Source organism: Pseudomonas sp. 22072 (assembly GCF_052046095.1).
GTDB lineage: Bacteria > Pseudomonadota > Gammaproteobacteria > Pseudomonadales > Pseudomonadaceae > Aquipseudomonas > Aquipseudomonas paracarnis.
In genome coordinates, this window is sequence record NZ_JBQEQE010000035.1 from 30180 (window position 1) to 43124 (window position 12945).

12 protein-coding genes are annotated in these 12945 nt (G+C 57.8%); 9 read left to right on the plus strand and 3 right to left on the minus strand.

Annotation, left to right across the window (positions count from 1 at the left end; genetic code table 11):
• Positions 1 to 72 precede the first annotated feature (72 nt).
• On the minus strand, positions 73 to 858 hold the full coding sequence (locus ACTJLA_RS24405; RefSeq protein ID WP_043050341.1) for an ABC transporter substrate-binding protein: 786 nt from the start codon (positions 856 to 858) through the stop codon (positions 73 to 75).
• Between the two features lie 695 nt (positions 859 to 1553).
• Entirely contained in the window at positions 1554 to 3509 is a 1956-nt protein-coding gene (gene acs / locus ACTJLA_RS24410) for an acetate--CoA ligase (RefSeq protein WP_314544866.1), read from the minus strand.
• A gap of 397 nt (positions 3510 to 3906) precedes the next feature.
• Between acs and ACTJLA_RS24415 the strand changes: the two genes are divergently transcribed.
• The 5 genes from ACTJLA_RS24415 to ACTJLA_RS24435 all read left to right on the plus strand — a co-directional run bounded on the left by ACTJLA_RS24415 (position 3907) and on the right by ACTJLA_RS24435 (position 7560).
• Positions 3907 to 4176, plus strand: coding sequence for a DUF2790 domain-containing protein (locus ACTJLA_RS24415; RefSeq protein WP_054896740.1), 270 nt, complete (start codon positions 3907 to 3909; stop codon positions 4174 to 4176).
• Positions 4177 to 4480: 304 nt separating this feature from the next.
• Complete coding sequence (locus tag ACTJLA_RS24420) at positions 4481 to 4870, plus strand: hypothetical protein (protein WP_054896739.1); 390 nt, start codon at positions 4481 to 4483, stop codon at positions 4868 to 4870.
• 496 nt (positions 4871 to 5366) lie between these two features.
• A complete protein-coding gene (locus ACTJLA_RS24425; protein ID WP_014719604.1) occupies positions 5367 to 6617 on the plus strand; it encodes a ribonucleotide-diphosphate reductase subunit beta in 1251 nt (416 codons plus the stop codon).
• Between the two features lie 66 nt (positions 6618 to 6683).
• The gene (locus ACTJLA_RS24430; protein ID WP_371264134.1) at positions 6684 to 6860 is read left to right on the plus strand and encodes an HNH endonuclease; all 177 of its coding nucleotides are present in this window, start codon (positions 6684 to 6686) and stop codon (positions 6858 to 6860) included.
• 52 nt (positions 6861 to 6912) lie between these two features.
• On the plus strand, positions 6913 to 7560 hold the full coding sequence (locus ACTJLA_RS24435) for an HAD-IB family hydrolase (RefSeq protein WP_054896738.1): 648 nt from the start codon (positions 6913 to 6915) through the stop codon (positions 7558 to 7560).
• A 92-nt stretch (positions 7561 to 7652) separates the two neighbouring features.
• On the opposite strand, the gene ACTJLA_RS24440 is transcribed toward ACTJLA_RS24435, so the two are convergent.
• Positions 7653 to 8612 carry a LysR family transcriptional regulator gene (locus tag ACTJLA_RS24440; RefSeq protein ID WP_054896737.1) on the minus strand — a complete coding sequence of 320 codons (960 nt, stop codon included), beginning with the start codon at positions 8610 to 8612 and terminating at the stop codon, positions 7653 to 7655.
• A 193-nt stretch (positions 8613 to 8805) separates the two neighbouring features.
• On the opposite strand from ACTJLA_RS24440, the gene argH reads away from it, so the two are divergent.
• The 4 genes from argH to ACTJLA_RS24460 all read left to right on the plus strand — a co-directional run bounded on the left by argH (position 8806) and on the right by ACTJLA_RS24460 (position 12909).
• A complete protein-coding gene (argH, locus tag ACTJLA_RS24445) occupies positions 8806 to 10233 on the plus strand; it encodes an argininosuccinate lyase (RefSeq protein ID WP_314544876.1) in 1428 nt (475 codons plus the stop codon).
• Between the two features lie 161 nt (positions 10234 to 10394).
• Positions 10395 to 11273: an amino acid ABC transporter permease gene (locus ACTJLA_RS24450; RefSeq protein ID WP_019819278.1), complete on the plus strand. Its 879-nt coding sequence runs from the start codon at positions 10395 to 10397 to the stop codon at positions 11271 to 11273.
• A gap of 24 nt (positions 11274 to 11297) precedes the next feature.
• Entirely contained in the window at positions 11298 to 12062 is a 765-nt protein-coding gene (locus ACTJLA_RS24455; RefSeq protein ID WP_003193648.1) for an amino acid ABC transporter ATP-binding protein, read from the plus strand.
• Between the two features lie 25 nt (positions 12063 to 12087).
• A complete protein-coding gene (locus ACTJLA_RS24460; protein WP_054896735.1) occupies positions 12088 to 12909 on the plus strand; it encodes an ABC transporter substrate-binding protein in 822 nt (273 codons plus the stop codon).
• Positions 12910 to 12945: the final 36 nt, after the last annotated feature.

Genomic DNA, 12945 nt, shown 5'->3' on the forward strand with positions numbered 1-12945 from the left:
GGGGATGAAAAAATGGCGCAAACTTCAGGATGACTGTTGCTTGCGCCATTTCGGACAGACAGCTGCGATGAGTTACTTGGCGTCAGCGCCGTAAATATCGAAGTCGAAGTACTTGTCCTGGATTTTCTTGTATTCGCCGTTGGCACGGATTGCAGCGATGGCCGCGTTGATGCGTTCAAGGTTTTCCTTGTCGCCTTTGCGCACTGCGATGCCGATACCGTCGCCGAAGTATTTGGCTTCGGTGAACGATGGGCCTACAAACGCGTAGCCTTTGCCGGCGTCGGTTTTCAGGAAACCGTCTTGCAGCAGGGTGGCGTCAGCCACGGTACCGTCGAGACGACCGGCGGCCACGTCCAGGTAGATTTCGTTCTGGGTACTGTAACCCTTGATATCCGCACCTTTTGGCGCCAGGACTTCACGGGCGAAACGGTCGTGGATCGAACCGCGCTGCACACCGATCTTCTTGCCCTTCAACTCATCCAGACTGTCGCTGACGGTGGTGCCTTCCTTCATCACCAGACGCGCAGGGGACAGGTAGTAGCGAGTGGTGAAGTCCACCGATTTCTTGCGGTCGTCAGTGATGGACATGGATGACAGGATCGCGTCGATCTTGCGCACTTTCAACGCCGGGATCAGGCCGTCGAACTCTTGCTCAACCCAGGTGCATTTCACGTCCATCTGCTTGCACAGCGCGTTGCCGATGTCGTAGTCAAAACCGACGATGCTGCCATCCGGCGCCTTCGAGGCAAACGGAGGGTAAGCCGCTTCGATACCAATTTTCAGCGGCTTGCCTTCGGCGAAAGCCTGCATGGACAGCACGGACAGCGCCAGGGCGCCCAACAGCACGAGTTTCTTCATCTTGGGACTCCATCGGTATAGGGCAAAAACAGCAGTATGAGCCATGGCCCACGATGCGGCGAAGGTGTAACCGAATAGCGGTGCTGCGTCCTGCGCGGGCGACACCTGCGACGACGAGCGAGTGATCGGCATTCTAACGACAGGCCGGAAGCCGATATTTCCTCAATGCGACAACAATTTACAGAAGCACTGAGAAAGCGGTTCCAACACATTGACAGCCTCTGAATTTTATGCAGAGACAAAAGATATTAAACCTGATGATGCTGCAAATTGCGGGCCTATTATTCGCAAACCCTTCTAGCACGGCAAGTCTGGCGTTTAATCTTATTTTTTGGGGTGTCTAGAACGCGGTTTTTCGGGGCGTGGGCGTGGTCCATTGCCCCAGCTTTGTGCGGGTGGTTACACATTTGGGCGGGCCGGTAACATTCAGAAACGTCCCACCGGGAAAACCGATATTTATTGGCTTGGTCGTGATGCGACTCTGTCAGACCGCCACCCACACCCCTTTATGAAATGCGATCTGAACTGTGGGAGCTGGCTTGCCTGCGATAACGGTGTATCAGCCAAAGATGGGCTAACTGATAAATAGCTATCGCAGGCAAGCCAGCTCCCACATTGAACCTCGGTGCTTCTGAGTCCCCAAAAAAAGCCCCATCCGGCTTCCACCGAATGGGGCTCTGTCCCACCTACCCCGCTTACGCGACGTTCATGGTCTTGTGCGTTTCAATCAAATGCGCCACCACACTCGGATCTGCCAGGGTGGAGATATCCCCCAACCCGTCGTATTCAGCCGTGGCGATCTTGCGCAAAATGCGCCGCATGATTTTCCCCGAGCGCGTTTTCGGCAACCCAGGCGCCCATTGGATTACGTCCGGCGAGGCAATCGGCCCGATTTCCTTGCGCACCCAGTTTTTCAGCTCCAGGCGCAGTGCTTCGTTGGGCTCTTCACCATTCTTCAAGGTGACATACACATAAATGCCCTGCCCCTTGATGTCGTGGGGCACACCCACCACCGCCGCCTCGGCGACTTTGGGGTGCGCAACCATGGCGCTCTCGATCTCGGCAGTACCCATGCGGTGGCCGGACACGTTCAACACGTCATCCACACGGCCCGTGATCCACCAGTAACCATCTTCATCGCGACGGGCGCCGTCACCGGTGAAGTACATGCCGCGGAAGGTCTTGAAGTAGGTGTCGACAAAACGGTCATGGTCGCCGTACAGGGTACGCGCCTGGCCTGGCCAGGAATCCAGAATCACCAGGTTGCCTTCGGCGGCGCCTTCGATGATGTTGCCCAGGTTGTCCACTAGCGCCGGCACCACACCGAAGAACGGCCGTGCCGCCGAACCCGGCTTCAACGCATGGGCGCCTGGCAGTGGGCTCATCAGCGTGGCACCGGTTTCGGTCTGCCACCAGGTGTCGACGATCGGGCAACGGGATTGGCCGACGTTCTTGTAGTACCAGTCCCAGGCTTCCGGGTTGATCGGCTCACCCACAGAACCCAACAGGCGCAGGCTGCTGCCGTCGGCGCCTTCACAGGCGGCGGTGCCGGAGGCCATCATGGCGCGGATCGCGGTCGGTGCGGTGTAGAGGATGTTGACCTTGTGCTTGTCGACGATCTTCGCCACGCGGGTGATGTCCGGGTAGTTCGGCACGCCTTCGAACAGCAGCGTGGTCGCGCCATTGGCCAGCGGGCCGTAGACGATGTAGGTGTGGCCAGTGACCCAGCCGACGTCGGCGGTGCACCAGTAGATTTCGCCTGGGCGATAGTCGAATACGCGCTCGTGGGTCAGGGCCGCATAGAGCAAGTAGCCACCGGTGGTGTGCTGCACACCCTTGGGCTTGCCGGTAGAGCCGGAGGTATAGAGGATGAACAGCGCTTCTTCGGCGCCCATCTCTTTTGGCGCGCAGACGGTGCCCGCCACTTTCATCAGGTCTTCGTACCAGATGTCGCGATGCTGGTTCCACTTGATCGCACCATTGGTGCGCTTGCACACGATCACCTTCTGGATACTGCTGGTTTCCGGGTTGGTCAGTGCGTCGTCAACGTTAGCCTTAAGCGGAATCTTCTTACCGGCACGGATGCCTTCGTCAGCGGTAATCACCACTTTTGACTTACAGTCGATGATGCGACCGGCCAGGGCTTCCGGGGAAAAACCGCCAAACACCACCGAATGGACCGCGCCGATACGGGTACAAGCCAGCATGGCGACCACGGCTTCGGGGATCATCGGCATATAGATAGTCACCACATCGCCGCGGTGCACGTCCTGGCCGCGCAAGGCGTTGGCGAACTTGCAGACTTCTTCATGCAACTCGCGGTAGGTGATGTTGCGGCTCTCGGCAGGGTCGTCGCCCTCCCAGATGATTGCGATCTGGTCGCCACGCTCGGCGAGGTGACGGTCCAGGCAATTGTAGGAAACGTTCAGGGTGCCATCGGCGAACCATTTGATGTCGACATGGTGGTCGTCGAAAGAGGTCTGCTTCACCGCGGTGAAAGGCTTGACCCAGTCAAGGCGCTTGGCTTGCTCGCGCCAGAAGCCATCGGGGTTGACCACCGACTGCTGGTACATGGCCTTGTAGGTCGCCTCGTCGGTCAGCGTATTGGCTGCTACTTCGGGGCGAACGGGGTACAGGGAAGCCGCACTCATCTTTCTTACCTCGGTGACATAGTTGTTGTTGTATGGCCCCTGTTGTAGCCGGGGTGGGCCTATAGAACCATTCGACGATGGTAGTAACAAGACCCTACAAATTGCCCTGCTATGCCGTTTCACCGCTCTGGCCCGCGTGCTGCGACGCCTGGCAGGTCTCTGAAAAAATCTTGATTGAGGGATTGTTACAAAAACCGCCAAAAGTGTTTATCAAAAGCACGGGTATATGAATATAACCGAGGCGCCTAAAATCAACTCCGCCAACAAGGCACTCTGATTAACAACGCAACAGCCCCCACGAAGGCAACGTTAATCCGAACTTCCCAACTTTTAAGTGACACACGCGGCCTCACAAGGGCCCCGTGCACCCTTTCGCCCTGAAGAAGGTAATGAAGCAATGAAAGCGTTATTAGTGATCGCCCTGAGCAGCCTGTGCGCCACCGCTGCCCTGGCGGACGAAGCCCCGACTGAACTGGCCGGCCAGAACGCCCCGATTGTCGAGAACTACACCTATAGCACGCACTTGGATGTGGCCAAAGTCTTGTCCATGAGCAGCATTCCAGAAGTCTGCGAAGTTGTACCGGTGAAGATGGAATATGAAGATTCTCAAGGCCAGCGTCATATTCTCAACTATCAAGTAATGGGCAATGGTTGCTCTAACGGCTAACAGCCCTTGCTTCGCCCCATCAAAATCCATGTCTATAAAGTAATCATTGTTGCGACGAGGAGCATTATCTCGGGCGGCTACTCCAGCCCTCAGTGATGACCGAGCCACTGCTCCTTCCCGCATATGATTTTTTTACTGATAAATACCTCACATAATTCCAATTACTTCTTTAAACCTGTCAACTCTGACAGTTACCTCAGTTTTAAGTGCGTGTTTGAATGAGACTCCGAGTTTGTCATGCCTGTCGCATCAAGAAGGATGCGGCAAGACAAATATCATACGCAACGACTGAGGAGCAAAAACCATGACGATTTTAAAAAAAGACCCGCGTGATTTAGCTAAAGCGACAGGAAGCGGGAGTGCGGTCATCCATTTCAAAGAGATCCGTGGTGAAGTTGACCAGAGAGCAGCTTATTTGTATTTTTTACCAAAACTTTCAAGCTACGACAGTTACGTTCAAATCACCATCCTGCGTGAGGAGTTCAACCAAGGCGCAATCCCCTTACCCTCAGACAATGTACAAACCTATATAAAACTGGGCACTTCCGCGTGGAGCGCCAATGCGGGAAACGTTAAATGCGACTGGGATGAAAATTCAGGCCGTGCCACAGGTACCTTTGAATTAATTAACTCGCAAACCGAAGAAAAAATATCTTCCGGTAATTTTGATGTGACATTCCCGGTTAAAAAGTAACGCACCCTCGCGGGGGCAGTAAATGCTGTAGCCCCCCTCCTGCCTCCGTATCTGTGAGCCAGATCGAAGCGCATTGGCATCACAAGCGTCCAGAGATCGCGAAAGCATCTGCGCACCAATTAAAAATCGCTCAAGCAACAATCCCCCTGCAAACCCTTGCCGTGGCTGGAAAAATCTACATTCAGCTCCTCCACTGCGGTCATCCACCACAACACAAACCCAATTTTTTCCCTATAATGCGCGGGTAAATCGGGCCTGCAATATCCCTTTACACAGGGATGAAGAGCCAGACCTGAGGCATCCCGCGCGAGCTTGCACCTGCTGCTGCGCCCCTCAAGCCTCACGCAGAGCACCCGTAGCCCTATTCCGTTTAATGCGTGCGCTAGCTGCAACAAACGATTCCTTAAGATCCACCGCGGCCCTAGGGCCGTGTGAACACCCAACCATCCGGTTTCACACGGGCACCTTTGAGCCCTCACGCAGGAGACGACACGTCATGCTGAGCTGGGACGAATTCGACAAAGAAGAAGAAGGCGAAGTAGCCGCCAAAGGCGCCAACGCCGGCCACGCCACCGAAGCCAACATGGACCGCCTCGACGGTGCCGGCGCCGCTGCCGCCGTGGAAGCCCGCGCCGTCACCGCCAACGACTCCGCCGCCATCGTGCGCGCCAAGGCCGCCCTGGACAAACTCGACGTCGCCGAAGGCCTCGCCGAGCTCGAAGGCGCCTCCGCCCGCGTCGCCGTTGACGAAAAGCGCATGATCAACTGCCGCGCCGACCTCAACCAACTCGTGCCATTCAAGTACGACTGGGCCTGGCAGAAGTACCTCGACGGCTGCGCCAACCACTGGATGCCGCAAGAGGTCAACATGACCGCCGACATCGCCCTGTGGAAAAACCCCGAAGGCCTGACCGACGACGAACGCCGTATCGTCATGCGCAACCTGGGCTTCTTCTCCACCGCCGACTCCCTGGTAGCCAACAACCTGGTGCTGGCCGTGTACCGCCTGATCACCAACCCGGAGTGCCGCCAGTACATCCTGCGCCAGGCCTTCGAAGAAGCGATCCACACACACGCCTACCAGTACTGCATCGAATCGCTGGCCATGGATGAAGGCGAGATCTTCAACATGTACCACGAGATTCCATCGGTCGCCAAAAAGGCCGCCTGGGGCCTGAAGTACACCCGCTCGATCTCCGATCCGAAGTTCGAAACCGGCACCGTCGACACCGACAAAGAGCTGCTGCGCAACCTGGTCGCCTACTACTGCGTGCTGGAAGGCATCTTCTTCTACTGCGGCTTCACCCAGATCCTGTCCATGGGCCGCCGCAACAAAATGACCGGCGTGGCCGAGCAGTTCCAGTACATCCTGCGCGATGAGTCGATGCACCTGAACTTCGGTATCGACGTGATCAACCAGATCAAAATCGAAAACCCACACCTGTGGGACGCCGAGATGAAGGAAGAAGCGACCCAGATGATCCTGCAAGGGACGCAGCTGGAGATCGAATATGCTCGGGATACCATGCCTCGCGGGGTGTTGGGTATGAATGCGGCGATGATGGAAGACTATCTGAAGTTCATCGCTAACCGTCGCCTGTCGCAGATCGGCTTGAAGGAAGAGTACCCAGGCACGACTAACCCGTTCCCGTGGATGAGCGAGATCATGGACTTGAAGAAAGAGAAGAACTTCTTCGAGACCCGTGTGATCGAGTATCAGACCGGCGGCGCGTTGAGCTGGGATTGATCCGGACTAAGCACTAAAGGAAGCCCTGGCATGTTCAGGGCTTTTTTTCGTCGGTAAAAAAGGAATTTGCTATTTCTTGAAGTACATCACCTCAAACACCTGGCCCGGAAGGGTTCGGATCGCCCCCCCAATGCTGTAGCCTTGTGCCCCAATTGCCATCAGCGTTGTCACCGGTTTTACCGAAGAGATTTACGCCAAGATCGGAAGATTGGCACGGGAGTAGACTCCTGCTGTCACAGCTGATGCATGCTTAAAAACTATTAGATAGGACCGAGGCCAACCCGTGAACCCAGACATGCTCGAAGCCGGCCCCGCAGACGCCAAAGTACTTTCCGTCTTTGACTTCGACGGCACCCTCACCCACCACGACAGTTTCGTGCCCTTCCTCAAGTTTGCCTTTGGCCCCGGTGAGTTTTATGGCCGGATGGTCAAGCTGGCGGTGCCGGGGTTGCGGTTTTTGGTGCGGCAGATCAGCCGGGATGAGTTGAAGGCGCAGTTGATTCGCACCTTTATGACCGGGGTGGAGAAGGCTTGGGTTGAGCAGCAAGCGCAGAAATATTGCCAGGCGCGCTGGAGCAAGCTGATGCGCCCGAGCGGGTTGCAGTCAGTGGCGGATGAGGTGAAGTCCGGGGCGGTGGTGACGCTGTGTTCGGCGTCGCCGGCGTTGGTGTTGCAGCCGTTTGCCGACCGGCTTGGCATTCGTTTGATCGGCACTGAACTTGAGGTGGTGGATGGGGTGCTGACCGGCAAACTCACCGGGAATAATTGCCGTTGTGAGAACAAGGTGCTGCGCCTTGAAGCGGTTTATGGCGACCTGGGGGAGTATCGGCTCAGGGCCTGGGGCGATACGCGTGGGGATCGGGAGTTGTTGGCGGCGGCGCAGGATGCGCATTTTCGGCATTTTCATGCGAAGAAGAAAAAGCGAGCTCGGTTGCAGCGGTGATGCGGGGGGATGAGGTTGGCGGGGAGACCGAGGCGATCCCATCGCAGCCTCGCTGGGGCTCGACAGCTCCCACATTTGAGCTTTGTTGAGGCTTAGGCCGAAGTCTTCAGGTCTACACCCAGCGCTGTGGCAAAGGCTTTTACCATCGGGCTTCTCGGCGCGTTGTGGCGCAGGATCAGGTTGAACGCGGTGCTTAAATGAACCTGCTGTGGGCACAGTGCGCGCAGGCGCCCTTCCCTCACCAGTGGCGTGGCGTAGTGTTCTGGCAGAAAGCCCAGGAAGCGGCCGGTGAGGATCAGGATGGCGACGGCTTCCACTTGTGAAGCCGAGGCGGACTGGCTGTCGTGGCCGACGAAGTTGGCCTTGTCGCGATGGATCGCATACCGATGGTTCACCACTTCGTATTGGCGAAGCGCATCGGGGGTGATGTCGCTCGCAGTGAACAAGGGATGCCCTACGGCGCAGTAGGCGTGGGCCTTTTCTTCGTAGAGCGGGAAGTAGTCGAATTCTTCACGGCGTTGGTACACCGGGACGATGCCGGCGACCAGGCGCCCTTCCACTACTCCGCGTTCAACTTCGTCCAATTGAGAGGCGTGTAGGCGCAATCTTATTTTTGGCGATTGGCGATGTAAGTTGCCCAGAGCGGTAATCAGCGGGGAATTGACATCAGAGACGGTGTTATCAATAACGCCCACACTCAGGTCGCCGATCAGTTCGTTTTGCGCCGAACTAAGCTTGTCGCGAAAACTGTCCACTGAGGTAAATAACTCGATGGATGCTTGATACACCAACTTGCCTTCTTCGGTCAGCCCGAACCCTTCGCGGCCCCGTGTGCACAGGCGCATGCCGATGCGAATCTCCAGGTCGGAGATCTGTTTGCTGATGGCCGCCAGGCCCACGTTCAGCTCGTTTTGCGCAGCACTGAAGCCGCCGGCTTCGACCACGGCCATAAATACCCGCAGCAATTTGAAGTCCAGCCCACTCAGTTGCAGCGGTGCTCGTGTGCCGGGTTTTGGCGGCAGGTTTCCAGAAGTGGAAAGTGGGGTTTCCATAATGCGCGTTGACCTCGAGTGCCATATTCAACAGGCTTGAACCCAATCCTTGAACATAGCCAGGCGGCGATAATGAACATAAACATCCGCCCTTGGCAACCTTGAATACGGCGCGTCAGATGCCGGTTCTACACCGATAAACGTCTGTTGAAACTGCCTCCGACTCTTCTAAAAACAAGCGTGAGGAATACCCATGTCCCAGCCCACCGACCGCCTTTGGGGCGCTCGTTTCAAGACCGGTCCGTCTGCGGCGTTGGCCGCGTTGTCGCGTTGCCCTGAGCGCTATTTTCGCCTGACGCCCTACGACCTGGCCGGCTCCTGCGCCCATGCCCGTGAGTTGCAGCGCGCTGGGTTGCTGGATGAGTCGGAGACTTTGCGTACCCTCGAGGCCCTGGACCGCATCGGTGAGGATTTTGCCGCCGGGCGCCTGCATCCCACCCTGGATGACGAGGACGTACACACCTTTATCGAACGCGTATTGACCGAGCGCCTGGGCGCCCTGGGCGGCAAGTTGCGTGCCGGACGCTCGCGCAATGACCAGACGGCCAATGATCTGCGCCTGTTCCTGCGCGACCATGCGCGCACCATCGCCAACGAGGTGCTGGGTTTGCAGCAGGCGCTGGTTGAGCAGGCCGAGCAACATGTGCAGAACATCTGCCCGGGCTTCACCCATTTGCAGCAGGCGCAACCCATTGTGTTTGCCCATCACTTGCTGGCCCACGCGCAGTCGATGCTGCGCGATGTGCAGCGCCTGGTGGATTGGGATGCGCGTACGGCCCTGTCGCCGTTGGGCGCGGCCGCCATGGCAGGTTCGGCGATAGCGCGTCAGCCAGAGCACTCGGCCAGGGAAATGGGTTACACCGGGCCATGCGAAAACTCCATAGACGCCGTCGCCAGCCGTGACCATGTGGCGGAGTTCCTGTTTGTGGCCGGCATGCTCGGGGTGAATATTTCGCGGCTGTCGGAGGAGTTTTGCCTGTGGTCGTCGCGCCAGTTTCGCTGGGTAGTGCTGGACGATGCCTACGCCACCGGCAGTTCGATCATGCCGCAGAAAAAGAACCCGGACATTGCCGAATTGGCGCGGGGCAAGGCCGGGCGTTTGATCGGCAACCTGACCGGGCTGATGTCGACGCTCAAGTCGTTGCCGCTGTCGTACAACCGCGATTTGAGTGAAGACAAGCACTGCGTGTTGGATAGCGTGGACACCTTGCTGCTGGTATTGCCGGCGATGGCCGGCATGGTGGCGACCATGAAGGTGCAGGTAGAGGAGTTGCGGCGCCAGGCGCCAATGGGCTTTACCTTGGCGACTGAGGTGGCGGACTGGCTGGCCACCCGTGGTGTGCCGTTCAAGGAGGCCCACGAGATTACCGGCGCGCTGGTGCAGGCCTGTGAGCAGCATGAGATTGAGTTGTGGCAAGCCTCACCGGCGATGTTGGCCGAGGTGGATGGGCGACTCACCCCGGACGTGCGCGACTGCCTGACCCTGGAGGCGGCGATTGCGGCGCGTAGTGGGTGGGGTGGGACGGCGCCGGAGCGGGTGAAGGAGCAGATTGGACGGTTGAAGATGGCGTTGGCGGCTCAGCAAAAGTGGACTGAAAGTTATCAAGGATTTCGGATTTAAGCCGGTGACGATCGTTCCCACGCACTGCGTGGGAATGCATCCCGTGACGCTCCGCGTCGTCACGTTACGCGCCAACGGCGGGACGCGGAGCGTCCGAGGCGGCGTTCCCACGCGGAGCGTGGGAACGATCACGCATCAAGAATAAATTTTGGAGTAGCAGCATGAACCAAACCCCGGCCGAGCGCTTGGAAGCCGAGCGCAAGTTGTCCGAAAACCAGTTCGATATCACCCAGTACGAGCACGTGCCGCGGCGCTATTACGGGCGGATGTTTTTTGCCACCCTGATCGTGATTGTGTTGGCGGCGCTGTTGCGCGCGTTTGCCAATGGCCAGATCGAATGGTCCTACATTGGCCAGTTCCTTACGTCGCAAGCCATCCTCTGGGGCCTGGTGAACACCATCGTCATGTCGATCCTGGCGATGGCATTGGGCGTAGTGATCGGAGTGATCACGGCGATCATGCGCATGTCGGCCAACCCGATCCTGCGTTACGTGGCCATCACCTACACCTGGTTGTTTCGCGGTACACCGCTGATTTTGCAGCTGCTGCTGTGGTTCAACCTGGCGTTGATCTTCCCGGTGATCGCGATTCCGGGCCTGTTCAGCATCGACACCGTCGACCTGATGACGCCCTTCGTGGCCGCCCTGCTCGGCTTGAGCATCAACCAGGGCGCCTATACCGCTGAAGTGGTGCGTGCCGGCTTGCTGTCGGTGGACACCGGCCAATACGAGGCGGCCAAGTCCATCGGCATGCCGAGCCTGCAGGCGCTGCGCAGGATCATTCTGCCGCAGGCGATGCGCGTGATCATCCCGCCCGTAGGCAACGAGTTCATCAGCATGGTGAAAATGACCAGCCTGGCCAGTGTCATCCAGTACTCGGAGCTGTTGCACAACGCGCAAAACATCTACTACGCCAACGCCCGGGTGATGGAGCTGCTGATTGTGGCGGGCATCTGGTACCTGGCGGTGGTGACTGTTCTTTCATTCGGTCAAAGCCGCCTCGAGCGTCGTTTTGCCCGCGGCGCCGGCAAGCGTTCGTAAGCCTGGGTTGAGGAGATTTGCCCCATGAGAAGCATCGTCAAGGCTGTCAACCTGAACAAGTATTACGACCAGTATCACGCCCTGCGTGACATCAATATAGAGGTCGAGCAAGGCGAGGTGATGTGCATCATCGGCCCGTCCGGCTCGGGCAAAAGTACCCTGCTGCGTTGCGTCAATCAGCTGGAAAAGATCGACAAGGGCGGCCTGTGGGTCGATGGCGAATTGGTTGGTTATCGAGTGGTCGGAAACAAGCTGCACGAGATGAACGAAGCGCAGATCGCCCGCCAGCGCCTGGCCACCGGCATGGTGTTCCAGCGGTTCAATTTGTTCCCGCACATGACTGTGTTGCAAAACATCATCGAAGGCCCGTGCCAGGTGCTCAAGCGCTCGCCCAAGGAAGCCATCGAAGATGCGCTGGAACTGCTGGCCCGCGTTGGCCTGGCGGATAAGCGCAATGCCTACCCGGTGGAGTTGTCCGGCGGCCAGCAACAGCGTGTGGCAATTGCCCGGGCCTTGGCGATGCGCCCCAAGTTGATGCTGTTTGACGAACCCACCTCAGCCCTCGACCCGGAGCTGGTAGGCGAAGTGCTGTCGGTGATGCGCGATTTGGCCACCACCGGCATGACCATGATCGTGGTCACCCATGAATTGGGCTTCGCTCGCGAAGTGTCCAACCGCATGGTGTTTATGGACGCCGGCCAGATTGTGGAAGCCGGCAGCCCGGAAGACATTCTAATAAGCCCACAAAACCCGCGTACCCAAAGCTTTATTTCTGCCGTTCGCACTTAACTAAAAAACTAACGAGAACGCCCCCATGAAGAAGATGTTTATCCCTACTTTGCTTGCAGGCCTGATGGCCTCCTCGTGTGTATTCGCGGCCTTGCCGCAAGCCATCAAGGACAAGGGTGAGATCAGCGCGGCCATCGTGCCGAACTACCCGCCGATGGACTTCAAGGACCCGGCCACCAACAAACTCACCGGTTTCGATTTCGACCTGGGCAACGCCCTGGCCGAGCGACTGGGCGTGAAGATCAAATGGCAGGAAACCGGCTTCGAACAGATGCTCAGCGGCCTGACCACCAAGCGCGTGGACATCGTGCTGTCGGGCATGACCGATACCGCCGAGCGCCAGAAAGCCGTGACCTTCATCGACTACTTCACCAGCGGCCCGCAGCTCTACACTTTGGCCAAGCGCGAAGAGATCAAGGAATTGACCGACCTGTGCGGTAAAAAAGTCGGCACCAGCCGCCGCACCACCTGGCCGTCTGAAATTACCGCCTGGAGCAAGGCAAACTGCGAAGCGGCGGGTAAGCCGGCAATCGTGGTGATCGGCACCGAAGGCTCGGCAGATGCCCGGGCGCAGTTGCAGCAGAACCGCCTGGATGCGGCGATGCAGGGCAGCGAGACCATTCCTTATTTGATGTCGCTGGACAAAGGCAAGTACAAGCCGGTGGGCCTGGCGATTTCCAAGCAATTCACCGGGCTTGGGATTGAGAAGAGCAATACCGAGTTGGTCACGGCGATCAGTGAGGCATTGCAGGGCATGATTGATGACGGGACTTACGGCAAGATCTTGAAAAAGTGGGATCTGGAACAAGGTGCGGTAAAAAAAATCACCATCAACTCTGGCCAATAACGCCATCGAATGTGGGAGCTGGCTTGCCTGCGATAA